The organism is Allorhizobium undicola ORS 992 = ATCC 700741 (assembly GCF_000621665.1).
GTDB classification, from domain to species: Bacteria; Pseudomonadota; Alphaproteobacteria; order Rhizobiales; family Rhizobiaceae; genus Allorhizobium; species Allorhizobium undicola.
This window is the reverse complement of the sequence record NZ_JHXQ01000004.1, coordinates 62,069-87,558: the sequence shown is the minus strand read 5'-3', so window position 1 is coordinate 87,558 and position 25,490 is coordinate 62,069. Positions and strand designations below refer to the sequence as shown.

The 25,490-nt window shown below is 59.7% G+C and carries 26 protein-coding genes, 1 tRNA gene and 1 pseudogene; 14 read left to right on the top strand and 14 right to left on the bottom strand.

Features of this window, described 5'->3' with window-relative positions:
- Positions 1-122 precede the first annotated feature (122 nt).
- The 3 genes from fliF (at position 123) to visR (ending at position 3,563) form a co-directional block, all read left to right on the top strand.
- The gene (gene fliF / locus T424_RS0106020; protein WP_027486925.1) at positions 123-1,808 is read left to right on the top strand and encodes a flagellar basal-body MS-ring/collar protein FliF; all 1,686 of its coding nucleotides are present in this window, start codon (positions 123-125) and stop codon (positions 1,806-1,808) included.
- Between the two features lie 297 nt (positions 1,809-2,105).
- Entirely contained in the window at positions 2,106-2,798 is a 693-nt protein-coding gene (gene visN, locus T424_RS0106015; protein ID WP_407921384.1) for a transcriptional regulator VisN, read from the top strand.
- Between the two features lie 9 nt (positions 2,799-2,807).
- The gene (gene visR, locus T424_RS0106010; protein ID WP_027486923.1) at positions 2,808-3,563 is read left to right on the top strand and encodes a transcriptional regulator VisR; all 756 of its coding nucleotides are present in this window, start codon (positions 2,808-2,810) and stop codon (positions 3,561-3,563) included.
- A 50-nt stretch (positions 3,564-3,613) separates the two neighbouring features.
- Here visR and T424_RS20315 read toward each other — a convergent pair whose 3' ends face one another.
- The 4 genes from T424_RS20315 to T424_RS0105990 form a co-directional block, all read right to left on the bottom strand.
- The gene (locus T424_RS20315; RefSeq protein ID WP_051558834.1) at positions 3,614-4,741 is read right to left on the bottom strand and encodes an AI-2E family transporter; all 1,128 of its coding nucleotides are present in this window, start codon (positions 4,739-4,741) and stop codon (positions 3,614-3,616) included.
- Positions 4,742-4,779: 38 nt separating this feature from the next.
- The gene (locus T424_RS22440) at positions 4,780-4,968 is read right to left on the bottom strand and encodes a hypothetical protein (RefSeq protein ID WP_154664819.1); all 189 of its coding nucleotides are present in this window, start codon (positions 4,966-4,968) and stop codon (positions 4,780-4,782) included.
- 79 nt (positions 4,969-5,047) lie between these two features.
- A tRNA-Arg gene (locus T424_RS0105995) sits at positions 5,048-5,124 on the bottom strand.
- 48 nt (positions 5,125-5,172) lie between these two features.
- Entirely contained in the window at positions 5,173-6,336 is a 1,164-nt protein-coding gene (locus tag T424_RS0105990) for a M20 aminoacylase family protein (RefSeq protein ID WP_027486922.1), read from the bottom strand.
- A 155-nt stretch (positions 6,337-6,491) separates the two neighbouring features.
- Here T424_RS0105990 and T424_RS0105985 point away from each other — a divergent pair, with 155 nt between their 5' ends.
- Both T424_RS0105985 and T424_RS0105980 read left to right on the top strand, forming a co-directional pair.
- Entirely contained in the window at positions 6,492-7,583 is a 1,092-nt protein-coding gene (locus T424_RS0105985; protein WP_037066778.1) for a D-alanyl-D-alanine carboxypeptidase family protein, read from the top strand.
- A gap of 67 nt (positions 7,584-7,650) precedes the next feature.
- Positions 7,651-8,820, top strand: a complete 1,170-nt coding sequence (locus tag T424_RS0105980) for a CobW family GTP-binding protein (RefSeq protein WP_027486920.1) — start codon at positions 7,651-7,653, stop codon at positions 8,818-8,820.
- 145 nt (positions 8,821-8,965) lie between these two features.
- Here the strand turns inward: T424_RS0105980 and T424_RS0105975 are convergent, their stop codons facing one another.
- The 5 genes from T424_RS0105975 to T424_RS22835 form a co-directional block, all read right to left on the bottom strand.
- A complete protein-coding gene (locus T424_RS0105975) occupies positions 8,966-9,250 on the bottom strand; it encodes a sulfurtransferase TusA family protein (protein WP_051558818.1) in 285 nt (94 codons plus the stop codon).
- Complete coding sequence (locus T424_RS0105970; protein ID WP_027486918.1) at positions 9,250-10,575, bottom strand: L,D-transpeptidase family protein; 1,326 nt, start codon at positions 10,573-10,575, stop codon at positions 9,250-9,252. The genes T424_RS0105975 and T424_RS0105970 overlap by 1 nt, the downstream gene beginning before the upstream one ends.
- A gap of 508 nt (positions 10,576-11,083) precedes the next feature.
- Positions 11,084-12,037 (bottom strand): acetyl-CoA carboxylase carboxyltransferase subunit alpha, encoded by a 954-nt coding sequence (locus T424_RS0105965; protein WP_027486917.1) that lies wholly within the window; start codon positions 12,035-12,037, stop codon positions 11,084-11,086.
- A gap of 153 nt (positions 12,038-12,190) precedes the next feature.
- The gene (locus T424_RS0105960; protein WP_037066775.1) at positions 12,191-13,138 is read right to left on the bottom strand and encodes a site-specific tyrosine recombinase XerD; all 948 of its coding nucleotides are present in this window, start codon (positions 13,136-13,138) and stop codon (positions 12,191-12,193) included.
- A gap of 11 nt (positions 13,139-13,149) precedes the next feature.
- The gene (locus T424_RS22835) at positions 13,150-13,305 is read right to left on the bottom strand and encodes a hypothetical protein (RefSeq protein ID WP_027486915.1); all 156 of its coding nucleotides are present in this window, start codon (positions 13,303-13,305) and stop codon (positions 13,150-13,152) included.
- 122 nt (positions 13,306-13,427) lie between these two features.
- Between T424_RS22835 and T424_RS0105950 the strand changes: the two genes are divergently transcribed.
- Together T424_RS0105950 and aroB are read left to right on the top strand one after the other, a co-directional pair.
- Complete coding sequence (locus tag T424_RS0105950) at positions 13,428-14,024, top strand: shikimate kinase (protein WP_027486914.1); 597 nt, start codon at positions 13,428-13,430, stop codon at positions 14,022-14,024.
- Entirely contained in the window at positions 14,017-15,144 is a 1,128-nt protein-coding gene (gene aroB, locus T424_RS0105945; protein ID WP_027486913.1) for a 3-dehydroquinate synthase, read from the top strand. The genes T424_RS0105950 and aroB overlap by 8 nt, the downstream gene beginning before the upstream one ends.
- Before the next feature lie 6 nt (positions 15,145-15,150).
- Here the strand turns inward: aroB and T424_RS0105940 are convergent, their stop codons facing one another.
- Entirely contained in the window at positions 15,151-15,432 is a 282-nt protein-coding gene (locus T424_RS0105940) for a BolA family protein (RefSeq protein ID WP_027486912.1), read from the bottom strand.
- Between the two features lie 103 nt (positions 15,433-15,535).
- Between T424_RS0105940 and T424_RS0105935 the strand changes: the two genes are divergently transcribed.
- From T424_RS0105935 to T424_RS0105920, 4 genes are all read left to right on the top strand, one after another.
- Positions 15,536-16,159, top strand: coding sequence for a J domain-containing protein (locus T424_RS0105935; RefSeq protein WP_027486911.1), 624 nt, complete (start codon positions 15,536-15,538; stop codon positions 16,157-16,159).
- A gap of 198 nt (positions 16,160-16,357) precedes the next feature.
- Positions 16,358-17,350: a cobaltochelatase subunit CobS gene (gene cobS, locus T424_RS0105930; RefSeq protein WP_027486910.1), complete on the top strand. Its 993-nt coding sequence runs from the start codon at positions 16,358-16,360 to the stop codon at positions 17,348-17,350.
- Between the two features lie 17 nt (positions 17,351-17,367).
- Positions 17,368-19,266, top strand: coding sequence for a cobaltochelatase subunit CobT (gene cobT, locus T424_RS0105925; RefSeq protein ID WP_027486909.1), 1,899 nt, complete (start codon positions 17,368-17,370; stop codon positions 19,264-19,266).
- A 50-nt stretch (positions 19,267-19,316) separates the two neighbouring features.
- A complete protein-coding gene (locus tag T424_RS0105920) occupies positions 19,317-20,279 on the top strand; it encodes an esterase-like activity of phytase family protein (RefSeq protein ID WP_407921383.1) in 963 nt (320 codons plus the stop codon).
- Here the strand turns inward: T424_RS0105920 and T424_RS0105915 are convergent.
- A complete protein-coding gene (locus T424_RS0105915) occupies positions 20,263-20,898 on the bottom strand; it encodes a VUT family protein (RefSeq protein WP_027486907.1) in 636 nt (211 codons plus the stop codon). The genes T424_RS0105920 and T424_RS0105915 overlap by 17 nt on opposite strands.
- Before the next feature lie 169 nt (positions 20,899-21,067).
- Positions 21,068-21,358, bottom strand: coding sequence for a 50S ribosomal protein L28 (gene rpmB / locus T424_RS0105910; protein WP_027486906.1), 291 nt, complete (start codon positions 21,356-21,358; stop codon positions 21,068-21,070).
- Between the two features lie 223 nt (positions 21,359-21,581).
- Between rpmB and T424_RS0105905 the strand changes: the two genes are divergently transcribed.
- Positions 21,582-22,367, top strand: coding sequence for a DUF3108 domain-containing protein (locus T424_RS0105905; RefSeq protein ID WP_407921381.1), 786 nt, complete (start codon positions 21,582-21,584; stop codon positions 22,365-22,367).
- 30 nt (positions 22,368-22,397) lie between these two features.
- Positions 22,398-23,300, top strand: coding sequence for an aromatic amino acid exporter YddG (gene yddG, locus T424_RS0105900; RefSeq protein WP_027486904.1), 903 nt, complete (start codon positions 22,398-22,400; stop codon positions 23,298-23,300).
- On the opposite strand, the pseudogene T424_RS20310 reads toward yddG, so the two are convergent.
- Positions 23,248-23,739, bottom strand: a pseudogene (locus tag T424_RS20310) (cupin domain-containing protein). The gene yddG and the pseudogene T424_RS20310 overlap by 53 nt on opposite strands.
- Before the next feature lie 34 nt (positions 23,740-23,773).
- Positions 23,774-24,544 (bottom strand): hydroxyacylglutathione hydrolase, encoded by a 771-nt coding sequence (gene gloB, locus T424_RS0105890; RefSeq protein WP_027486903.1) that lies wholly within the window; start codon positions 24,542-24,544, stop codon positions 23,774-23,776.
- Positions 24,545-24,682: 138 nt separating this feature from the next.
- Between gloB and T424_RS0105885 the strand changes: the two genes are divergently transcribed.
- Positions 24,683-25,462 carry a class I SAM-dependent methyltransferase gene (locus T424_RS0105885; RefSeq protein WP_027486902.1) on the top strand — a complete coding sequence of 260 codons (780 nt, stop codon included), beginning with the start codon at positions 24,683-24,685 and terminating at the stop codon, positions 25,460-25,462.
- Positions 25,463-25,490: the final 28 nt, after the last annotated feature.

Here is a 25,490-nt window from a genome sequence, read left to right as displayed (position 1 = left end):
GCTGCACTTGCTTTTCCACAACCGCCCGGCCGCTTGAGGAGGAAACGTTCGCGCAAGTTTCGCTGGCTAGGGTGGCGGCAGGGCAAAAGCCGTAACCTCCTCGTTCGACGGTGCTAGACAGAATGAATCTGTTCAATCAAATCCTCCAAGTCTTCAAGAATTTATCGACCTTGGGGCCTGCAAAACTCTGGGCCCTTGGCGGCGTGGGCATTGTTTCCATGGCGCTGGTGATCGGTGCGGCCTATTTCGTCAACAAACCAGCCTATGAGACGCTTTATGTCGGTCTCGAAGCCAATGACGTCAATCAGATCAGCATCGCGCTGGCCGAAGCCGGCATTGGTTTCCAGACCGGGACGGATGGCAAGAGCATTCAGGTGCAGGCTGGCATGACCAGCAAGGCCCGGCTCTTGCTGGCCGAGCATGGCCTGCCCAACAGCACCAATGCAGGTTACGAACTGTTCGACAATGTCGGCTCGCTGGGCCTGACATCCTTCATGCAGGAAGTAACCCGCGTGCGGGCGCTTGAAGGGGAGATTGGCCGGACCATCCAGCAGATCAGCGGCATTGCCGCAGCCCGCGTTCACATCGTCATGCCGGATGTCGGCAATTTCCGGCGTGGCGAGCAAAAGCCCAGCGCCTCGGTGATGATTCGCGCCAGCAGCGCAACGGGCCGCAAGTCGGCGGCCTCCATTCGCCATCTGGTGGCCTCTGCCGTGCCGGGCCTGGATGTGGAGGACGTGACGATCCTCGATTCAACCGGTCAGCTTCTTGCCTCCGGTGATGAAACGGGCGGTGCGGCCAATCGCAATCTTACGGCCGTGCAGACGTTCCAGCAGGAAGTGGAATCCAATATCGACAAGGCGCTTGCGCCATTCCTCGGCATGGATAACTTCCGCTCCAGCGTGACCGCGCAGTTGAATACCGACCAGCAGCAGATCCAGGAAACCACCTATGATCCTGAATCCAAGGTCGAGCGCTCGGTTCGCACCACCAAGGAAGCGCAGAAGTCTGAACAGCGCCAGTCCGACACCGCAGCCACTGTGGAACAGAACATTCCGCAGGCCGCGCCTCAATCCGGTGGTGCCGGTCCGCAATCTTCCGACCAGCAGGACAAGAAGGAAGAGCAGACCAACTACGAAATCAACAGCAAGACCATTGCCACCGTGAAAAACGGCTACAAGCTGGAGAAGCTCTCGGTTGCCGTCGTCGTGAACAAGCAGCGTCTTGCCACCATGGTTGGCGAGCCGGTGGATCAGGCCAAGATCGACGCCTATCTGGCTGAAATGCAGAAGATCGTGACGTCTGCCGCTGGCATAGACAACAAGCGCGGTGACGTCGTGACGCTGACGGCCATGGACTTCATGGAAAACCAGCTTCTTGATGAAGCCTCGACCGGCCCCGGCGTCATGGACATGCTGAGCCGCAACCTGGCGGGTATCATCAACTCGCTTGCCTTCGTGGCCGTTGCCTTCCTCATCGTCTGGATGGGCATCCGTCCGATGGTCCGCTCCATGGGCGGTGGCGGCGTGGCAACCGCGGAAGGTGGCGCCGAAGGCGTGGCAGGTCTTGAACTGCCCGACTTCTCGCCGGGGCTGGATGCGGGCGGTGGCGCGCTGATGGACGGCTTCGGCGCGGACTTCGGATTTGACAGCGCCGACGATGTTCTGGCCCTCGACAACGACCCGAATGGCGGATTCAATCGCCGTGTCAAGGAAGGTCCAGAACGTCGCCTGGCGCGTATGGTGGAGATCTCCGAGGAGCGGGCTGCGAAGATCCTCCGGAAATGGGCTGTAGACAAAGCCGCTTGACGATTTGCTGACCAAATGACCCCAGGAAGCCTGCGCACCGCAAAAAGGTCGCAGGCTTCTTTGTGAATGATGCTAAATTGCAACAGCTTGAGGCTCCAACCATATAGAATTCGTCGCTCATTCATCTAAAATAAATCAAGTTGATTCGAAGGGCTCGAGCCAACGGGTAACTGCGGAATGGGCGGCTTCCGCAGCTGTTTTCAAGAAAGGAATGGCCGTTTCGTCCCTTGAAGGGGGAAGATTATGGGCGTTGAACTCCTTGAATCGGGAGTTGGTCATGATTTGCACGTACTCGACATGGTCGAGCCAACGGAAGGCGATATTCGTCGCGATCATATGATTGCGCAGCTGTCGGCCTCGGCGTCTCTGGGAAATCTCAGATCCGCCATGCGCATTCTGACGAACTATGCCGGTGCCTCCTATTTTTTGCTGGCGCGCTACGACCTCATTCAGGAGCAGGGCCTGGATTTCGTGGTGACGGCCGATTGGCCTTTCGATCTGGTCCGGGGCCTTGCCTGCGAGCTTTCTTCGGCCTGCTCGCGCACCACAGAGCTTGAAAAATGCCTTTCCCTGCTTCAGGCGAAATTCGTGCTTTTGCCGGATGAGCTGGATGTGCCGGAAGGCTCCAGCCGGCAATATTGCTGGGTCATGTTCAATGTGGGGCGCACGCGCTTTGCGCTTGTCATGCTCTTGCCGGAAGGCTTCATCATTTCTCCCGACCGCTTGCGGGAGGTGGGGTTGCTTGCTGCCTATTGTGTGAGCCTGTCCACCGGCCGCGACCAGAAGGCCGACCGCGATTTCGAACTGACGGAACGTGAGCTGGAATGCCTCTTCTGGATCGCCGAGGGGAAGACCAGCGACGAAATAGCCACGATTCTGGGCATTTCCCGCAATACCATCAATAATTACATCACCAGCGTCATGCGCAAAACGGCAACCAAGACCCGGTCTGAAGCCATTGCCTATGCGGTTCGCAACAATCTTGTTTAAGAGAGTTCCATGGCCTTCAATCCTGACATGCCTGTTGGACGAACCGGTGCTGCTTCCGGCGACATCCGTGGACGTTTGACCACGGGGCCGAATGACGTTTTCCCGAAGTTGATGGCCATGCAGAAGAGCCTTGGCGCCCGCAGCTTTGCGATTTTCCGCATGGTTGGCTCAGGTCTGCCGCGCAAGCGAAAGCTGCATTGCGAGTATGAAAGCTGGGGTGCTGGCGGGCATGGCGGTCAGAGCGATGCCTTCGTTGCGTGCTACGGCGAGTTGCTGCTCAAGCATATTGACGAGTTTCTTCTGCCGCTGCTCTGGAATGGCCGCGAGAACAGCATCATCTGCGATAGCAGTTCATTCGGTGCATTCGTCACCCGGCTGCCGGCGGGAAATCTGGGTTTTGCAGGGCTTGCCTTTCCCGTGCGGCTTGGCGCGGTCGGCAATGGTTATGTGGTCTTCGGTTTCAATACGTCAGTCGATCTTGCCAGTTCCACCATCATTGACATGCATAACCGCTGCTGCAAGCTGATGCTGGACGTGCTTTCTCAGAGCGAGCGCAGGGTGACGCCTTCCGAAGCCCTGAGTGACCGTGAGATCGCCTGCTTGCAACTGGCCGGAGACGGGCGTATCAGCGAAGAAATCGCCGAGAATCTCGGGCTATCCGTCCATACGGTCAATGCCTATCTCGGTTCGGCAACGATCAAGCTGGATTCGGTCAACCGCATTCAGGCCATCGCCAAGGCCATTCGCCTTGGCTATATCAACTGAACCGTTTCCACTGCTCCCCCGAGGGGCAGGGACGAGAAGACAGCTATCGTTCAGCGATCCGTGTAATCGGCCGGTGCCGGGGTCTGTGCGGGTGTTTCCTGCGCTTCATGCAGCCACTCACGCCAGATGGCGACCAGAATGGCCATCAGCACCGGGCCAACGAACAATCCCAGGAAGCCCATGGTCTTCACCCCGCCAACGAGGCCAAAGAAGGTTGGCAGGAAGGGCAGCTTGATCGGGCCGCCGACGAGGCGGGGGCGGAGGGTCTTGTCCACGATGAAAAGTTCCACCGTTCCCCAAAGCAGCAGGCCGATGCCGGCGACCATGGAGCCACTGGCGACCAGATAGATCGAGACCAGCGTGAAGGAGAGCGGAGCGCCGCCTGGAATGAGCGCCATGAAGCCGGTCATGATGCCAAGCGTCACAGGCGAGGGGACACCGGCGATCCAGTAGGCGATACCGAGAACAATGCCCTCGCCCACGGCAATGACACCCATGCCGGTGACTGTGGAGCTGATGGTCAGCGGTACCAGCCGTGAAACCCGCCCCCAGCGCCCCGGCAAAATGCGCTCGCCCACGACATCGAGTTGCCGAACGATTCGCTCGCCATCGCGATAGACGAAAAACAGTGAAATCAGCATGAAAAGCAGGGTCAGCAGGCCGTGGAAGGCGGAGGAGCCGATGACCAGAACCCCCCGGTAAATGGTGCCGATATTGGCGCCGCTGATGAGCTGGACCAATTCCCCCAGCGCGCCGGGATGGCCGACATAGCGGGCCCAATGCTCGGCCAGCCATTCGCCTGCAAAGGGAACCTGAAGCAGCCAGACGGGGGTTGGCGCACCTGTTTCGTTGGCCTTGAGCGCCCACACGCTCCACGTCTTGATTTCATCGACTGCGTAGGCGCCAGCCAGAAAGATCGGCACGACGATGAAGGATACGACCAGAAAGATGGCAATCGTGGCGCCAATGGTGCTGTTGCCGCCCACCGCCGACTGGAGGCGCCGGTAAAGGGGCCAGCTGGCAAAGCCGATGACCATGGCCGCCAGCACCGGAACGATAAAGCCATAGAAAAAATAAGCGCCTGCCAGCAAGACCGCCACCAGCAGCCAGCGCGCCGCAGAGGTTGGCCCCACCAGGGCATTACGGTCGGAAAAAGCCCGTCGCGGCGAAGCTGAGATTGCCGTCTGGTCGTTCTTTGCGTTTCGCAAGCTCACCTTTACACTCCGCTCTGCGCGGTTCTTCGCGCAACCGTTACCCAATAGCCGCCTTTACGGGCTTCATGCGCAATGGCCGTGGATTTGATGACACGCACCATGCCGTGAAGCTGCGGGATGAGGAGGCTGTTGGCCGCCCGCCCCATAAAGGAAATTGCCTTGCAGATTTCATGGAAATCTAGAGGACACATCTCAAGAGCCTGTGAAAATTTAGAGGCAGGATGTGATTTTTCTTCGTTTGTCCGACTTTTTCCAACGTGTCTGATGAAATGGTGATCCCGACGCGATTCGAACGCGTGACCCTCAGATTAGGAATCTGATGCTCTATCCTGCTGAGCTACGGGACCATTCCTGTCTCCATACAAAACCCTTGGCCGCAAGCCAAGCTTTTTTGCTCAATCCGCCAATCTCTGCTCGGCCAGCCTGATCCAGTAGGACATGCCGTAAACAAGGGCTTCATCGTTGAAGTCATAGGCGGGATTATGCAGGCCTGCGGTCTGACCGTTGCCGATCATGATATAGGCGCCGGGACGGGATTTGAGCATGAAGGCAAAATCCTCGCCCGCCATGGAGGGATCGACATCGGCGTTGACATTGGCATCGCCGACGATGTCGCGCGCCGCGCGGGCGGCGTGGTCGGTTTCCGATGCGTGATTGACGGTAACGGGGCAGGGGCGCTCATATTCCACCTCGGCCGTTGCGCCGTGGCTTGCGGCAATGCCGGTGGCGATCTCCCGCAGCCGCTGTTCGGCCAGATCCTGCACGGCTTCATCATGGGTGCGCACCGTGCCGGTCAGCACGGCCTCCTCCGGAATGATGTTGTGGGTCGTGCCTGCATGGAACTGCGTGACGGACACCACCACCGAGCGCACCGGATTTGCATTGCGGGCGGCAATAATTTGCAGGCCCTGCACGATCTGTGCGCCGATGGCGATGGGATCGATGGCCTTGTGGGGTTCGGCGGCATGGCTGCCGCGTCCCTTGATGGTGATCACGAATTTGTCCGGTGCCGCCATGATGCCACCCTTGCGGATGGCGAAGGTGCCGAGCGGCATACCGGGCATGTTGTGCATCCCGTAGACCTCGCAAATGCCGAAGCGGTCCATCAATCCGTCTTCCACCATGGCGAGCGCGCCCTGGCCGCCTTCTTCGGCAGGCTGGAAGATCACGGCCACGCTGCCGTTGAAGTTTCGAGTCTCGGCCAGATATTTCGCCGCGCCCAGCAGCATGGCCGTATGGCCGTCATGGCCGCAGGCGTGCATTTTTCCTGCCTGCCTGGAGGCCCAGGGCTTTTGCGAGATTTCGGTCAGCGGCAGGGCGTCCATGTCGGCGCGCAGGCCGATCACACGATTGCCTTGCCCGCGCCCATGGATAATGCCCACCACGCCCGTCTGGCCAAGGCCACCGACAACCTCGTCCACGCCGAATTGTTTCAGCTTCCCGGTTACGAAGGCTGCCGTCTCGTGAACCTCGTAAAGAATTTCCGGATTTTCGTGCAGGTGGCGGCGCCAGGCCCTGACTTCATCCTCAAGTTCTGCGGCGCGGTTCAAAATAGGCATGGGTAATCCCGATCACATGCGTTTGACCGGAAGGGCTTTCCGGCACTTAAATCTACTCGTTCCGATTGACTGGACCTTGGCCCTTTGTCATTGCTTCGACATATATGCCATTAGCCCGCCGGTTGCGAGGCCAAACGTTTCTTGAGGAGAAATCCGTGTCCCTGCTGTCGAGCTGTTTCAGGAGCGCGATTTGTTTCGCGGCTGCTCTTTCGGTCGCCGCCCCTGCGCTTGCCAATCCGGTGCTGGTGGTGGACGTGAATACCATGACGGTTCTGGAGCATCGCGAAAGCTTCAAGAAATGGTATCCTGCCTCGCTCACCAAGCTGATGACGGCCTATGTCACGTTTCAGGCGCTGCGAAGCGGGCGGGTCAAGCCGGATACAGTGGTGACGCTCAGCCAGCTTGCCGCCTCGCAATCACCCAGCAAGATGTTCTTCAAGCCCGGATCCAAGGTGACGATGGATGACGCCTTGAAAATGACGCTGGTGAAATCCGCCAACGACATGGCCATGGCTGTTGCCGAAACCGTGGGGGGAACACAGGCGAATTTCGTGGCGGAGATGAATGCGCAAGCCCAGCGTCTTGGCATGACCTCCACCCATTTCGTCAATCCCAATGGCCTGCCGGCGCAGGGGCAATATTCCAACGCCCGCGATCTGGCTGTGCTGGCGGTTGCAATTCGCCGGGAATTTCCGGAATATGCCAATTATTTCAAGATCGAAGCCATCGATACCGGCAAGAAGATCTATCCCAATGTCAACATGTTGATCGGCCGTTTCGATGGCGCGGATGGCATGAAGACGGGCTATATCTGCGCCTCCGGCTTCAATCAGATCACCTCCGCCACGCGCAACGGGCGCACGCTGCTTTCCGTGGTGCTGGGGGCGGACAGTCTGGCGGAGCGTGCGGATATTTCAGCCAATCTGCTGGAGAAATATTTCGCCACCGGCCAGCTTCGCGGCGAAAGGCTTGATGGCCTCAAGCCGGATACGGTTGATGGTCTCAATGACGTCAATGATGTCAGCGCTCAAATGTGTTCCACCGAAGCGCGCAAGGCCCGCAGCGAAACGCGCGATGAAAACGGCCGTATGCGCTTGACGTCACCCTATATTCACGAGCTGACGGCGCCGCCCAATGCGGTTTTCGCCGGCATCATTCCCGGTACGGAGCCGCCGGACCCGCCCAAGGCGGCCGACCAGAGCGCGTTGACCAATGTTCCCGTTCCCGCGCCGCGCCCGGACCTCTGACCGGTGCGCAGCTTCGGCTCCTTGCCTCAAGGCAAGGGCCTGACCATTTCACGCGAAAGGCAAGATCATGGTAAATCCGGCAGAGCGTGTGCGCGTTTCCATTCTCACCGGCTTTCTGGGTGCGGGCAAATCCACCCTGCTCAATCGCCTGCTGAAAGATCCCGCCATGCGGGATGCCGCCGTCATCATCAATGAATTCGGCGAGGTGGGGATCGATCATCTTCTGGTGGAAAGCTCCAATGATTCCATCGTGGAACTGGCCGATGGCTGTCTGTGCTGCACCGTACGCGGCGATCTGGTGGATACGCTTGCCGAACTGATGGACCGGATGCAGACAGGCCGCATCAAGCCGCTTTCGCGCGTGGTGATCGAAACCACGGGTCTTGCCGATCCCGCGCCGGTCATGCAGTCGGTTATCGGCAATCCGGTGCTTGCCCAGTCATTCCAGCTTGAGGGCGTGGTGACGGTGGTGGATGCCGTCAACGGTTTGGCCACGCTTGAAAACTATCAGGAAGCCGTCCGGCAGGTCGCGGTGGCCGACCGGCTGGTGCTGACCAAGCTTTCTTTGGCAGGCAAGGAGGAAACTGGCGCATTGCAGGAGAAGCTTGTCGCGCTCAACCCGCGTGCGCCGCGTGTGGATGCCGATCAGTCCGAGATGGCGATTGCCGGCTTGCTGGACAATGGTCTTTACGATCCCCGCAGCAAGACGCCAGACGTTGCCCGCTGGCTGCTGGAAGAGGGCGGCTCGCACGAACATCACCATGACCATGACCATCACCATGGGCCTGACTGCCATCACCATCACCATCACACCCATGATGAGCCCCGGTCCCATCATCACCACGATGTGACGCGGCATGGGGCGAGCATCCGGTCATTTTCCATTCTGCATGACAAGCCGGTCGATCCGGCGGCGCTGGACATGTTCATCGATCTTCTTCGTTCTGCCCATGGCGAGAAGCTTTTGCGGATGAAGGCCGTGGTCTGCCTGCGGGACAATCCCGAGCGGCCGCTGATCCTTCATGGCGTGCAGACCATCTTTCATCCGCCCGTCCGCCTGCCCGCATGGCCGCAAGGGGCCGATCGGTCGAGCCGTCTGGTGATGATCGTGGACGGGTTGGAGGAGGCCTATATCCGCGATCTTTTCGATGCTTTTACCGGCAAGGTGGCCATAGACCGGCCCGATCGTCAGGCGCTGGAGGATAACCCCCTCGCGGTGCCGGGGGTGAGGTTCTAGAGCATTTTCAGGAAAAGTGGACGCCGGTTTTCCCTTTGAAAATGCGTAAAAACAAATAGTTAGAGCGGCTCAATGTTTCCGTGAAACAATGAACCGCTCTAGAGCATTTTCAGGAAAGCGGTTTCACACTTTTGTGCGACATGTTCTAAACATCGCTGCCTTTGACGATCAGGAAACGGTGTCCTGTGGCTGTCGGCTGCACATTGACCATTACGTGTCCGTCTTCGCGGCACATATGGGGAATGTCGATCACCGCCATGGGGTCCGTGGTTTCCACCAGCAGCTCCTGGCCCTCTGCCATGGCTTTGAGCCGCTTTCGGGTTTTCAGCGCCGGCAAGGGACATTTCAGCCCTCGCAGGTCCAGCACCGGCGGGGTTGGGGCGCTGTGGCTTTGACCCGTTTGGTCAGCCTCCGCCGGACCTTTGTCCATCAGCGGGTGGCCCAGAATTTCCAGAAGGGCTTTGCGGCAGGTTCCGTTGGCGTATCCAGCGAAGCCATGCTGGTTTGCGGCGGCGGGCTGAGCGGATTGGCAAGCGGCATGGGGCCGGTGGCGGGCAGGGCAACCGTTGCCGAAGCCAGACCGGCATCTGTCGGTGCCGGAGCGAGCGCTGCCACGGATTGGGGCGCTGCTGTCGTGCCGGTGGTTTCCGGCCCCACCACGCGGCCACCCTTCGTGGCGGTCTCGGTGGAGGCGAAGAGAACCGGCATGGTGGATTGCTTGCTGCCGGGAACGGGGTTTGCCGGGTCCGCAACCTCTGAAATCTTCAGGAGCTTGCCAGCCTTCAATGCCGACCCTGTGGGCGCAAAGGCGAGATCGTGGCTTTTCAGCTGGTTGGCCACGAGTGCCTTGCGCTCGGCTTCGGTTGGATCGTACCAGACCTTGTCCTCGAATTTCTTCATGGCTTTGGCATAATCCCGCTGATAGGCGGCATTATAGGAGGCCAAGGCTACGGAAAGCTGCGGAGGCGTCGTCATGGGCGGGCATGAGGCGTTCGGGTTCAGGCCCTTGCCGCCCTCGACCTGCTGATTGAAGACATATTTCCGGTCGCAAACGCCAACCTCTGGCGGGCGCTTGGTGATCTCAAACTGGTCATAGCCGTCCTTCAGCATCTGCCAGAAGCTGTAATGCGGGCTATAGCGATGGCGCGCCATGTTTTCGGCGCTCATGCGGAAGGGAAAGGCCTGAAGCTGCACGGTCTGCTGGCCGCCGCGAAAGGCGTCACGGGCAAAGGCGTAGATTTCCAGAATCTGCGCATCCGTCATTGAATAGCAACCCGATGACGAACAGGCGCCATGGATCATCAGATTGGTGCCGGTACGGCCGTTGGCCGCATCAAAACGGTTGGGAAAGCCGGTGTTGATGGCCAGATAATATTTCGAAGCCGGGTTCAGATTGGCGGGCGTAAGATTGTAGAAACCTTCGGGAGCCTGACGGTCGCCTTCCTTGACCTTTGGACCGAGACGGCCCGACCAGGCGCAGATCTGGTAATCGGCGATCTTGTCGAAGCGTCCGTCCGTTTTCGCCTTCCAGATTTCCAGAACGCCTTCTTCCTTGAAAATTCGAATGGCGATAGGCGAATTCCGCTCCATGCCTTTCGCTTTCATGCTTTGCAGAATGGAGTCCGGCAGCGGCTGCTCGACCTTGTTGGACACATTGTCGGGAAGCTTCTTTTCGGTGACGCTGTCAAGCGTGTCGTTGCAGCCGCCGAGCAGGGCGGCGGTAGCAAGCAGAAGGGCAGCTTTGGGTAGGGTCATTCTGGAAGCTGGCATGTTCAAGCTCGACGGTTCGCTCCGGCTCCTTGGGGCTTGTGATTGCCATGCAAGGTGCTGCCGAATGTGGGCTACGGCAAGGCCGAGCAACACCTTGGCAGTATATGGTTTACGAAATCTAAAGCGTGTCGCGATCTTTCAGGTTCGCTCCTGACGCTTTAGAGCGGTTCATTGTTTCACGGAAACATTGAACCGCTCTAACTATTTGTTTTTACGCATTTTCAGACGGAAAACCGGTTTCCACTTTTCCTGAAAATGCTCTAGGTCATTGTTTTGTCGCATGTCGTTATCGCAAAACCGCTGCACACTTTTGCGCGACATGCTTTGAATGCACGAGGTCCGCTAATTAATCTAGCAAATCATGCCGAACATTTGAACGCTGATTTTCGAGAAATCTCTCAGCATCCGCGTTTGCCGCCGCATTTTGGGGCAGAAGGCCCGAAGCTGCGGAGGGCAGCCTCGGCCTGACCTGTCATTCCAATGCCTCCTGGCATTACAGATTGCGGCCGATCTCCAGGAATTTCTGGCGGCGCGCATTGCGCAGCTGTTCGCCGGTCTGGCTGGAAAGATCCTGAAGCGCGGCTGCGATCACTTCGCCTGCCTTGGTGATGACGGCATCGGGATTGCGATGCGCGCCGCCCACCGGCTCAGGGATGATGGTGTCGATCACGCCCAGAGCCTTCAGGTCTTCGGCGGTGATCTTCATGTTGGCGGCGGCCTCCTTGGCGCGGGTGGAATCGCGCCAGAGGATGGAGGCGGCACCTTCCGGCGAAATCACCGAATAGATGGCATGTTCCAGCATGAAAACGCGGTTGCCGGTGGCAATGGCAATGGCGCCGCCCGATCCGCCCTCGCCAATGACGATGGAAATCAGCGGCACCTTGATGTTGAGGCACATTTCCGTGGAACGGGCGATGGCTTCCGCCTGTCCGCGTTCTTCCGCACCTACGCCGGGATAGGCGCCTGCCGTATCGACGAGCGAAATCACCGGCAGGCCAAAACGGTCGGCCATTTCCATGACGCGCACGGCCTTGCGGTAGCCTTCCGGCCGCGGGCTGCCAAAATTGTGCTTGATGCGGCTTTTGGTGTCATTGCCCTTTTCCTGGCCGATCACGGCCACGGGCTGGCCCCTGAAGCGGGCAAGACCAGCCTGAATGGCGGCATCCTCGGAAAATTTCCGGTCGCCGGCCAGAGGCGTGAACTCTGTAAAAAGGGCGGCGGCATAATCCACGAAATGCGGGCGCTGGGGATGGCGGGCAACCTGCGTCTTCTGCCAGGGCGTCAGCTTGGCATAAATCTCTTCCATCGCCTCGCGGACGCGGGTTTCCAGACGACCGATCTCTTCCGAGGTGTCGATGCTTTCGTCTTCGCTCTTCAGCTTCTTCAACTCGTGAATCTTGCCTTCGAGGTCGGAGATGGGCTTTTCGAAGTCCAGATAATTGATCATCAGGTCCGTTCCGATCGTTCTTCCAGGGGCGTCGAGATCGTCTTGTTCAGCGTGGAAAGGTCATGGTCGCAATGTCTTGCCATGGTCCTACCACTGTTTCCCGACGGACGCCAATTTTGGCTTCCGCCTTTATAATCCGGCTTGGCCGGGCTTCTAATCGTGGTTTTTCCCATATTTGGCAAGAGGGTGATGCGTTTGAACCAGCGTCTGAAGCCTTTCGGCCAGCACATGGGTATAGATTTGCGTGGTGGAAATGTCGCTATGACCCAATAATTCCTGAAGAACCCTGAGGTCGGCGCCGTTTTCCAGCAGGTGGCTAGCAAAGGCGTGCCGCAGCACATGGGGCGAAATCGCATCCGGGTTCAGGCCGGCGCGGATGGCCAGATCCTTCAGCTCGCGCGCAAACACCTGCCGCGGCAAAAAACCGTCGGCGCCGGTGGAGGGAAAGAGAAATCCCTCACCCTTGCCGGATTGTCCCGCCTTTTCCGTGCCCCTCTCCGCACCATAGCGGGCAAGGGCGGCAATGGCGGGACGCGAAAGCGGGACAAGGCGCTCCTTGTTGCCTTTACCCTTGATGATCAGGAAGCGGCCTTCCTGCCGCAAGACATTGGCAGGCAGGGAGACAAGCTCGCTCACGCGCATTCCGGTGGCATAGATCAGCTCCATCAGGGCGTGCATCCGCAACCGCTTTACCCGGTCTGGCCCGTCGAGATCGGCTTCCTCACGCGCAAGGGTCAAAAGCCTGTCCACCTCGGCCACCGAGAGTGTTTTCGGCAGGGTACGGGCCTTTTTCGGGCGATCGAGAATGGCGGTCGGATCGTCGCCGCGCAGGCCCTCATTATAAAGGAAACGATAGAATTGCCGGGCGGCGGAAAGCCGCCGTGCCTGCGAGGAGCTTTCATAGCCGCGCGCGGCAAGACCGGCCAGCCAGGCGGAAAGATCCGCCGAGGACGCCTGCATGGCCGTCGTTGCCCGCTCCTTCAGAAAGGCGCAGAGATCGTCGAGATCGCCCTGATAGGAGGCAAGCGTATTGGTGGCCGCGCCGCGTTCGGCGCTCATCATTTCCAGAAAGGCCTCTATGCGGGCGGCACTCAGATCCATGGGGCGCGGTCTCAGGGGCTGGCGGGCCGGGCAATCGGGGCGGCCGGAATTTTCACGCTTATGTCACGCGCTTTCGGTTCCACAAAGATCACCAGCGCCCACATGGCGACGTAAAAGACACCCGCGATCACCATGAGCATGAAAAGAAGGCGCAGGAGGCTTGGCATCAAGGGTCCATGGTTCGGGAAAAGCGGGTAAACAACAGTCTTTATCGCGGCCATTTGCGGCGATGGCTTGACGTTGAACCAGCATTTGTCAATAGGGTTGCAAAACAGTTACGAAAAAGCGGATGACAGATTCAAGCTCCCCCCTTGCTCTCACGCTTGCAGAGCGAACACGCGCCGTTCTTGGCCGCCGGAACCTGGTGTTCGTGGGGCTGATGGGGGCTGGAAAATCGGCCATAGGCCGCATGGTGGCCCACCAGCTCGGCCTGCCCTTCGTGGATAGCGACACGGAAATCGAGCGCGTTTCGCGCATGTCGATCAGCGAGCTTTTCGCCACCTATGGCGAAACGGAGTTTCGCGCCCTTGAAACGCGGGTCATCAAACGGGTTCTGCGCGGCGGTCCGAAGATCCTGTCCACCGGCGGCGGCGCCTTCATCAACGACAAGACGCGCCGCCAGATCGAGCGCGGCGGCATTTCGATCTGGTTGAAGGCCGATCTCGACGTGTTGTGGGAGCGGGTGAACAAGCGTGACCACCGCCCTTTGCTGAAAACCGAAAATCCGAAGCAGACGCTGGAGAAGCTGATGCAGGATCGTTACCCCATTTATGAACGGGCCGACCTGACGATCTTGTCGCGCGATGTGCGCAAGGAAGTCATTTCAGCGGAAGTTCTGGAAGCGGTGATTGCCTATCTGAGTGAAAGCAGGAAAAGCCATGGCTGAGAACCAGCAAAATGCCGAGCGCGTCATTCACGTGCCGCTGGGCGAGCGCGCCTATGATATTCTGATCGGCTCCGGCCTGATTGGTCGCGCCGGTGGCGAGATTTCCACCCGCATCAAGGGCCGCAAGGCCGCCATTGTCACGGACGAGAATGTCGGGCCGCTCTATCTCGAAGAATTGATGGACAGTCTCCAGGCAGATGGCATCGAGGCGATTTCGCTGACGCTTCCGGCGGGCGAGAAGACCAAGAGCTTCGATCATTTGCAAAAGGTCTGCGACGTGCTGCTGGAGGCGCGCATCGAGCGCAACGATACCGTGATTGCGCTGGGCGGCGGGGTGATCGGCGACCTGACCGGCTTTGCCGCGGGCATCGTGCGGCGGGGCGTGCGCTTCGTGCAGATCCCGACCTCGCTTCTGTCGCAGGTGGATTCCTCCGTTGGCGGCAAGACCGGCATCAATGCAAGGCAGGGCAAGAACCTCGTCGGTATCTTCAACCAGCCCGATCTCGTGCTGGCCGATACCGGCGTGCTGAACAGCCTGAGCGAGCGGGAGTTTCGCGCCGGTTATGCCGAGGTGGCCAAATATGGCCTGATCGACCAGCCGGATTTCTTCGCCTGGCTCGAAGGCAACTGGCGCGAGGTTTTCGCCGGTGGTGCGGCAAGGACCGAGGCCATTGCCCGCTCCTGCCAGGCCAAGGCGGATGTGGTGGTGGCCGATGAACGCGAAAATGGCCGTCGCGCGCTCCTCAATCTCGGCCACACCTTCGGCCATGCTCTGGAGGCCGTGACCCGTTACGACAGTTCCCGTCTCGTGCATGGCGAAGGTGTCGCCATCGGCATGGTTCTGGCGCATGAATTTTCCGCCCGCCTCAACCTCGCAAGCCCCGATGATGGCAAGCGGGTGGAAGCACATTTGCGTGAGGTGGGGCTTCCTACCCGCATTTCGCAGATTCCCGGCGAGATTCCTCCGGCGGAAATCCTGCTCGATGCCATGGGACAGGACAAGAAGGTCAAGGCCGGCAAGCTCACCTTCATTCTCACCCACGGTATTGGTCAATCCTTCGTGGCGGATGATGTGCCGCCTTCGGAAGTCCTGTCCTTCCTCACCGAAAAGCTGGCCTGAGGGCGTTTACCAGCGCACCGCTTCTCCCGGTGCCGCCGGTTCCAGTGCCAGTGCATGAAGGCCAGCGTCCAGCTCCGGTTGCAGCAAGGTGTTGATGGCCCTGTGGCGGGCCAGCCTTCCCATGCCGGAAAAATGCGCGGAAACGATGCGAATGCGCATATGGGTTTCGCCGGTGCCGGTCATGTCGGGCTGATGGCCTGCATGAAGGTGGCTTTCATCGATGACAAAAAGACGGTCCGGCTCAAAGGCGGCCGTCAGCTTGGCTTCAATGCTCTGACGCAGGGACATGGGAAGGCCTTTTTCGGTGGGTTGGAAAAAGCCCTCAAAAAGGCAAGAACATTCCGATTTGTCAATTCTTGTTGTGAGAGGGGCTGAGCCCCATAATTGCGGAATGAAACTCGACTCAAAATATTTCGACAAGATCCGCACCCGCCGCAAGCGCGCGGAAGAGCAGGCCAAGCCTGTCGCCACCTGTCAATGGGACGGATGCGACAAGCCGGGCGTGCATCGCGCACCCGTGGGCCGCAATGCCGAGGGGCAGTTCTTTCTGTTTTGCTTCGAGCATGTGAAGGACTACAACAAGGGCTATAATTATTTCTCCGGCCTCTCGGATAGCGAGATCGCCCGCTACCAGAAGGAAGCCATTACCGGCCACCGCCCGACCTGGACGGTGGGGGTGAACCGCGACGCCAAGAATGCGCCGCTGCATTCCACGCTGCGTTCGGGGGCGGCCACGGGCCATTCCCGCGTCAAGGATCCCTTCGGCTTCGTCAATCAGGGGCACGGGGGGGCAGCGCGGGTGGAGCCGCAGCGCAAGCTGAAGACGCTGGAGGCCAAGGCCTTCGACACGCTGGGGCTGACCGGTTCTGCCAGCGGGGAAGACATCAAGACACGCTACAAGGAACTCGTCAAAAAACATCATCCCGATGCCAATGGCGGCGATCGCGGCTCGGAAGAACGTTTTCGCGCTGTCGTGCAGGCCTATCAGTTGTTAAAGCAGTCGGGTTTTTGCTAAGCCCTGATGATGAAATCCCGCCACATGCAGCGCTTTGCTTCCTTGATTTTGGATCTGTTTGCGTTGCAAGATCGTAATCGATGTTTGCGGTTGCGCACGAAGTTCGATTTCGGGCGTTTGTTTGAATGAAGTCGGTGCGCGGGGGCGTGCCAGACAATGCAAGATGCGCCGGTCTTTGCCGTCCGGCCTGGAGATAGTATGAGCAAGATTGATCTGGATATTGCCAATTTGCCGGATACGACCGTTTCGGTGCGTGAGGTTTTTGGCATCGATACCGACCTGCGCGTTCCGGCCTATTCCAAGGCCGACCCCTATGTGCCCGACCTCGATCCCGACTATCTGTTCGACCGGGAAACGACGCTGGCCATTCTGGCCGGTTTTGCGCATAACCGCCGTGTCATGGTGTCGGGCTTTCACGGAACCGGCAAATCCACCCATATCGAGCAGGTCGCTGCCCGGCTGAACTGGCCATGCGTGCGCGTCAACCTCGATAGCCATGTCAGCCGTATCGATCTCGTCGGCAAGGATGCCATCGTTCTCAAGGATGGCAAGCAGATCACCGAGTTCAAGGACGGCATTCTGCCCTGGGCCTATCAGCACAATGTGGCGCTGGTCTTCGATGAATACGATGCCGGCCGCCCGGATGTGATGTTCGTGATCCAGCGCGTGCTGGAAAGCTCCGGCCGCCTGACACTTCTCGACCAGAGCCGGGTCATTCGCCCGCACCCTGCCTTCCGCCTGTTTGCCACCGCCAATACGGTCGGCCTTGGCGATACGACGGGGCTTTATCACGGCACCCAGCAGATCAACCAGGCGCAGATGGACCGCTGGTCGATCGTCACCACGCTGAATTACCTGCCGCATGAAAAGGAAGTGGACATTGTGCTGGCCAAGGTGAAGAGCTTCAACGCCACTCCTGAGGGCCGCGATACGGTCAACAAGATGGTGCGGCTTGCCGATCTTACGCGCTCTGCCTTCATCAATGGCGATCTTTCCACCGTCATGAGCCCGCGCACCGTGATCACCTGGGCGGAAAATGCCGAGATCTTCGGCGACGTCGCCTTCTCCTTCCGTACCACCTTCCTCAACAAATGCGATGAGCTGGAGCGGACGCTGGTGGCGGAGCAATATCAGCGCGCCTTCGGCGTGGAGCTTAAGGAAAGCGCCGCCAATATCGTCCTCGGCGCCTGAGCGGGGACGGGTTCATCATGGCAGGTCGCGGCGATAATTCCCAAGCAAGACCCGGCACGGCGGTGGATACCGAACCGATGCGCCGGGCCATAACCGGCTGTGTGCGTTCCATTGCCGGCAATCCCAATGTGGAGGTGGCCTTCGCCAATGAGCGGCCGGGGCTGGCGGGCGAACGTGTGCGCCTGCCGGAGATTTCCAAGCGCCCCACGGCGCAGGAAATTGCCGTCACCCGTGGTATTGGCGATTCGATTGCGCTGCGCCTTGCCTGTCATGACCAGAAGATCCACGCCGCCATGGCCCCGGAGGGCCAGGATGCGCGGGCGGTATTCGACGCGGTGGAGCAGGCGCGGGTGGAATCCATCGGCGCGCTCAGAATGCAGGGCGTGGCCCGCAACCTGCACTCTATGAACACCGAAAAATATGCCAAGGCCAATTTTACCGGCATAGAGCGGCGCGAGGATGCGCCGCTTTCCGAGGCCGTGGCCATGATGGTGCGTCAGGCGCTGACCGGGCAGACCCCGCCGGAAAGTGCCGGCAAGGTTCTCGACCTCTGGCGGCCCTTCATCGAGGACAAGGCGGGCAGTGATTTTGCAGACCTGGCCTCGGTGATCGAGGATCAGAAGGCCTTCGCGCGCGTGGTGCGTCATATGCTCTCTTCCATGGAAGTGGCCGAGGACATGGGCGAAGACCCGGAAGAGGGGCAGGAGGAGGAAAACTCCGAGGAGGACCAGCCCCGCAGCGGCGAGGAGGAACAGGAAAACTCTCAGGAGGAGGCCGGTTCCGAAAGCGCGCCTGCCGATGAAAGCGAATCTGCCGAAGAGCAGATGGAAGACGGCGAAATGGACGGCGCCGAAATTTCCGACGACGACATGTCGGAAGAAGGCGACGACGACAGCGAAACCCCCGGCGAAATGCGCCGCCCGGCCAGCCCCTTCGACGATTTCAACGAAAAGGTCGATTACAAGGTCTTTACCGAGGAGTTCGACGAGGAAATCACGGCGGAAGAACTCTGCGACGACGCCGAACTGGACCGTCTGCGCGCGTTTCTGGACAAGCAGCTTGCGCATTTGCAAGGGGCCGTCGGGCGCCTTGCCAACCGGCTGCAACGCCGCCTGATGGCGCAGCAGAACCGGTCCTGGGATTTCGATCTGGAAGAGGGCTATCTCGATCCGGCGCGGCTGACGCGCATGATCATCGATCCCATGCAGCCGCTTTCCTTCAAGCGGGAAAAGGATACGCAGTTCCGCGATACGGTCGTGACGCTGGTCATCGACAATTCCGGCTCGATGCGTGGCCGTCCCATTACCGTTGCGGCCACCTGCGCCGACATCCTGGCCCGCACGCTGGAGCGTTGCGGCGTGAAGGTCGAGATTCTCGGCTTCACCACCAAGGCCTGGAAGGGCGGGCAGAGCCGTGAGCGCTGGCTGGCCAATGGCAAACCCGCAACGCCGGGACGTCTCAACGACCTGCGCCATATCGTCTACAAGGCGGCGGATGCCCCCTGGCGGCGGGCGCGGCGTAATCTCGGCCTGATGATGCGTGAAGGCCTGCTCAAGGAAAACATCGACGGCGAAGCGCTGATGTGGGCGCATAACCGCCTGATCGCGCGGCGCGAACAACGCAAGATCCTGATGATGATTTCCGATGGCGCGCCGGTGGATGACTCGACCCTGTCCGTCAATCCGGGCAATTATCTCGAGCGGCATTTGCGCGCCGTGATCGAGCAGATCGAGACCCGTTCGCCGGTGGAGCTGCTGGCGATCGGCATCGGCCATGACGTGACGCGCTATTATCGCCGCGCCGTGACGATCGTCGATGCCGACGAGCTGGCGGGCGCGATGACCGAGCAACTGGCTGCCTTGTTCGAGGACAAGCCTGCCCGCAATCCCCTCGGCTCCTTCCGCAGGACCGGCTGATGCTGAAAGCCTTCAGGCTGCCGGGGCTTGCACTGGTGCTGTCACTGTCGATGCTGGGGGGCTTGCGCGCCTCGGCCGAGCCGCTGACAGTGACAAGCCGGCAGATCACGGAATTCAAGCCGGGCAGTGATCACAAGCTGTTCGGCAAGCTGGAGTTTCTGGGCGGAATTTCCATGACCTCGCCCAACAGTCTGTTCGGCGCATGGTCCTCTATCCGCTTTCTGCCGGATCGGCGGCATTTCATTGGTGTTCTCGATACCGGAGACTGGATTTCCGGCACGATCGAGCGCGATCAAAAGGGCAAGCTCTCAGGCCTCTCAGGCCTGTCCATTGCGCCCATGCTGGATGCGGGCGGGCGCAGCAATGCGCCGAAATGGGCCATGGATGCCGAAAGCCTCGCTATTCGCGGCGAAAAGATCTATGTCGGTTTCGAGCAACAGCACCGCATCGATCAATATCCCTTGAAGGATTTCGAGACGGCAAAACCTGAACGCAGTTTGAAACTACCATTTCCCGTTGCCGAGTTGCGTGGCAATCAAAGCCTTGAAACGCTGACGGTTTCTCCATCCTCTGGTCCGCTTGCTGGCGGGCTTGTGACGGTGACGGAGAAAAGCCTCGACAATGACGGCAATCTTCTGGCCGGTGTGGTGGATGGCCCCGCCTCTGGCGCTTTCCGTGTTGCCCGCCATGACGGCTTCGACGTGACGGACGGAGCGTGGTTGCCAAATGGCGATCTTCTGCTGCTGGAACGGCGCTTTCGCTTCTCCACGGGTGTTGCCATGCGCATCCTTCGCATTGCAGGCAAGGCGGTGAAGCCTGCCGCCGGTCTTGAAACTTCTCCGGTGGACGGCGAGGTTTTGCTGGAAGCCGATTACAGCTTCCAGATCGACAATATGGAAGGTCTGGACGTGATCGATGCCGGTGAGGGCGACCTGCGGCTGATCCTCGTCTCCGACGACAACCATTCCATCTTGCAGCGCAGTCTGATGCTGGAATTCAGGTTGCTGCCGTAGCCCGGTAAGGCTTCAGAACGTTCATCAGCGCACCATAGGGCAGCAGCATCACCAGGCCCACCGTCATCTTCACGGTGAAATCGCCAAGCGCCCAGGAAATCCAGCGCGGTGCTTCGGTGGAAAACACGCCGAACAGCGGCGCCCAGCCAATCGCAAAGTCGTCATTGGCGCCGATAAAGGCAAAGGCGGGGGCGAAGGAGATCGAGAAGAACAGCAGCGTATCCAGCACTGAACCGAAGAGCGAACCGGCAAGCGGCGCCTTCCACCAGCTTTGCTGGCGCAGGCGGTTGAAGACGCTGATGTCCAGCAATTGCCCGACCAGATAGGCAGTGCCGGAGGCCATGGCGATACGCGGCTGCGAGGTGAGGAAGGAAATCGTCACACCCACCAGAAAGCCGACGAAGACCACACGGCGGGCCATGGAGGGGCCGAATTGCCGATTGGTGAGGTCTGTCACCAGAAAGGCCACGGGATAGGTAAAGGCCCCATAGGTCAGGAGGTCGCCCAACTGAATGCCAGCCAGTTCGCCGGTCAGCGGATATTGCACGAGAATGTTGGACGCAACGACCACAAGGGTCATCAATGCGCCATAGGCGAGCATGTGCTTGAGAGAGAGCATTTTTTTATCCTGGGTTATGCCACCAGCCTGTTTCGGCGCGCTCTCCGGATGCCCCGGCAAGGGCTTTCCATAATTCCGGGAATGCCTGCAAATGAAAAGGCTTGAACGGTTGCCCGTCCAAGCCTCTCAATTCCAAAAGAACGCTACCCTTCAATGAAGGGGCCGAAAATCAGGCAGCTTCAGCGGTCTTCTTGACGATCTGGCGACGCAGCAGACGGGCGCGCATCGACAATTCGGTTTCATCAGCCTTGATGAGGAAGGCGTCCAGGCCACCGCGATGCTCGACAGAGCGCAGGGCGGCAGCGGAAACGCGCAGACGGTAACGCTGGCCGAGAGCGTCGGAAATCAGCGTGACGTCGCACAGGTTCGGCAGGAACCGGCGCTTGGTCTTGTTGTTGGCGTGGCTGACATTGTTGCCCGACTGGACGCCCTTGCCGGTCAATTCACATACACGGGACATGTTGCACCTATATTCTTCTTGGCAATCGGAAAACGTCCCGGCTATAACTCGGGCGCGCAATCCAACGCGGTCTGATTGGAAAGTTGCGGTTCTATAGTCAGCTTGACCGCCCCCGTCAAGCCAAACTTCTAAAATCGCCGCATTTCCCGAGTCTCCCGCTATCGTCTTGCCACAGTAGCCGTCCTAGATAGTTTCTTTCGAGTGCAACAGGATGGCGCTGACGATGATGGCTTTTCGGGATGTTGGTAGATTGTTTGTGGCGGCTCTGGCCGCTGCCGCGGCCTTTGGCGGGTCAGCATGGGCCGATGAAAGCTATCGCACCGACTACAGGGTGACGCTGGCGGGCCTGCCCGTGGCGCGGGCCTCCTTCACCACGCATATCAGTGATCGCGACTACCGGATTGCCGGGGACATTTCCTCGGCGGGGCTCGTCAATGTCTTCACCAGCCTTACGGCCAGCACGAGCGTGGAAGGGCAGATGGTGGGCGCCGAGAAGCTTCAGCCTGCCAGTTACGAGCTTGTCTACACCCGCGGCAAGCGCACGCGCACCTATGATGTGCGCTTTTCCGGCGGATCGGTGGTCAGAACGAGCATAACCCCGGAGCCGAAGCGTAACGCGGAGCGCTGGATTCCGGTTGCGCCTGGGGATTTGCGGTCCGTATTCGATCCGCTGGGCGGGCTGGTGCTTTCGGATAATGGCGGGCTCTGCAATCGCACCATCCCGATCTATGATGGCGAGAGCCGCATGGATCTGGTGCTTTCGCCCAAGGGCAAGGCGAAGTTCACGGCGGGCGATACTTCCGGCGAGGCAACCGTGTGCAATGTGCGCTATGTGCCGAAATCGGGCTTCAACAAGGGCCGCAGCGATATTGAATATCTTCGTCAGGCTCAGGATATGGAAATCTGGTTTGCCAAGGCTGGCGGCATGAAGCTATATGCTCCTGTCTATGCCAAGGTGCCGACCCGCGTTGGCCCGCTATACATCACGGCAACCCGTTTCGGCGCCTGACCGCAGGCGGTTGTTGCCGCCGGAGGGCGCATGAAAATCAAGGCGACGCTGATCGGTTTCAGCGCCATTCTGATGTGGTCGTTTTTAGCCCTGATGACGGCGGCTTCGGGAAAAATGCCACCCTTCCAGCTTTCCGCCATCTGCTTTGCCATCGGTGCGCTTCCGGGGCTTTTCACCTTCCTTCTGCGGCCTCAGCGGCTTCGTCTGCTCAACCAGCCGGCAAAAGTGTGGGTCGTCGGCATTGCCGGTCTGTTCGGCTATCATTTTCTGTACTTCACGGCCCTTCGCAATGCGCCTGCCGTCGAAGCGGGGCTGATTGCCTATCTCTGGCCGCTGCTCATCGTTTTCGGCTCGGCGCTGCTGCCGGGCGAGAGGCTGCGCTGGTATCATGGCGCAGGCGCGGTGGCGGGCCTTTGCGGAACGGTGCTGATCGTCGGCAAGAACGGCTTTCATTTCGATCCGGCCTATGCCTTCGGCTATGGCGCGGCCTTTCTTTGCGCCTTCACCTGGTCCGGCTATTCGCTGATCACCCGGCGTTTCGAGGCAGCTTCCACCGATGTCGTCACAGGTTTTTGCCTGGCAACGTCGCTTCTGTCGCTTGTCTGCCATCTGGGGCTGGAAGAGACGATCTGGCCCGAAAGCCTGTCGCAATGGCTGGCCGTGGCAGGTCTTGGTCTTTTACCGGTGGGGGCGGCCTTCTATGCCTGGGATTTCGGAGTAAAGAACGGCGACATCCAGATATTGGGTGCCGCCAGCTATGCCGCGCCGCTTCTTTCCACGCTGATCCTCATTCTCTTCGGCTATGCCGAGCCGGACCTGCGCATTGCGGCTGCCTGCGGGCTGATCACCGGCGGCGCGGTGCTGGCGGCAAGCGACATGTTCAGGCGCAAGGCGCCCAGCCCGGCGGCGCCATCTCGAAGGCCGCGAAGCTGAAACCGGGCGCCACCGTGCAGCCGATGAGCGTGAAATCGCCGCTACTTTCCGCCGCCTGCCAGCTAGAGTAGGACATTGTTTCAAGGAAACAATGTCCTACTCTAGCTGTTTATTTCTACGCATTTTCGGACGGAAAACCGGTTTCCACTTTTCCTGAAAATGCTCTATTACCCGGAATAACGGCCTGAGGGCGTTCGCCTTTGAGTACATCCGGACCGAGACGAATGGTCGTTACGGTCCTGCCATCGTCGCAGCGATGAAGCGCAAGCGGCGCGCCCGCGTAATAATGCCAGACTTCGGCGGCATCGCGCACCCTGTGCCAATGCGAGCGCTGCCCACGCTCCAAAAGATAGTAGATGGCTGTCGAGTGCCCGCGCGTGCCGTCGGCGCTGTCGCGAAAGGTTTCCGTATACCAGCCGCCTTCGGGGTGCGGTTGCATGGAAAGTGCGGTAATGATGTCTTGCGCGCGCATGTCAGAAATTGTCCTTGCGCTTGCGGATCTCGGCAAAAACCTCTTCGTTGCTGCGGCTTTCCATCAGCAGGTTCCGGCGAATGGAAGGGTCTGCGACGCGCAGGAAAGGGTTGGTTTCCTTTTCCAGATAAAGCGTGGTGGGAATGGTGAAGCGGCCTTCCGCCCGCAGGGCTTCTATTTCCTCCACCCGTGTCTTCAGTCGCGCATTGTCGGGATCGATGGTCAGCGCGAAACGGGCATTGGAGAGCGTATATTCATGGCCGAAATAAATGGCTGTTTCGTCTGGCAATACGCATAGCTTTTGCAGGGAATGCCACATCTCGCTGGCGGAGCGCTCGAACAGCCGCCCGCAACCCAGCGCAAACAGCGTATCGGCGGCAAAAAGCAGCTTGCTGTCCACGAAATGATAGCAGACATGTCCCGCCGTGTGGCCGGGGGTTTCGATAACCTGCACGCGATGGGCGCCAAACAACAGCTCGTCGCCGTCGGCGGCGGTGCGGTCGAGGCCGGGAATGGCAACGGCCTCGTTGACCGGCCCGATAATGGTGCAGCCGTATTTTTCCTTGAGCGCCAGATTGGCTTCGACATGGTCGGTATGATGGTGGGTGGTGAGGATATGCGTGATGGTCCAGCCGCGCCGCTCGGCCGCGGCGATGATCGGGCCTGCCTCCGGCGCGTCGATCGAAGCCGTGAGGCCTGTTTCCGGACAATGGACCAAGACGCCAAAATTATCGCTGCGGCAGAGACAGACTTCCAGTTCAAGGCTTTTCATCAGGCGATTCCTCACATGTTTGCCGAGGAACTGTAGGACGGCGCGCCGTCGAGGTCAAAAGCCGGATGCCCCTTTTGCCGGGCCGATACCCAGTCTTGCGCCTTGAAATCAGGGGAATGTGCTGTCACATTCGTGTTTATGCATGTGGATATTGTCGATCTTCGCCAGTTCTATCATTCCCAGCTCGGACGGGTTGCGGAACAATCCATCTCCATGGCGCTTGCCTCGCTATGGGCTCGGCTTCCTGAAGAGCGACTGGTGGGGCTGGGCTATGCCATTCCTTATCTGGACCGTTTCCGTGCCGATACCGAGCGCGCCTTTGCCTTCATGCCCGCAGGGCAGGGCGCCGTGAACTGGCCGCCGGGGGAGCTGTCGGCCACGGCGCTGGTTTTCGATGAGGAATTGCCGCTGCCCGACAGTTCGATCGACCGTGTGCTGATGGTGCATTCGCTGGAATTTGCCGAAAATCCGCGCGAGACGCTCAAGGAAATCTGGCGGGTGCTGGCGCCGGGCGGCCGCCTCGTCATTGTCGCGCCCAACCGGCGCGGGGTCTGGGCGCGCATGGAGCACACGCCCTTCGGTTCCGGGCGCCCCTATTCGCGCCGCCAGTTGACGGCGCTGTTTCGCGAGACCAATTTTACGCCGGGGGCAACGGCGGAGGCGCTGTTTTTCCCGCCCTCGCAGCTCAAGACCATTCTTGGCCTGCGCAGCGCCTTCGAGCGCTTGGGGCGGATCTTTTCGCCCGCCTTCAGCGGCGTGATCGTCGTGGAAGCGCAGAAGCGGCTTTATCAGGGCCTGCCGGTGGCAGTGCGTGCTTCCCGCCGGGTTTTTGCCCCGGTGCTTGCGCCGCAGGGTGTTCCTACAACCCGTGATATTGTCAAACACCTCTCCTCGCACCTTCCACCCTCGACAAAGTAAGTGCGAGCGGATAAGGCAAAACCCTCCA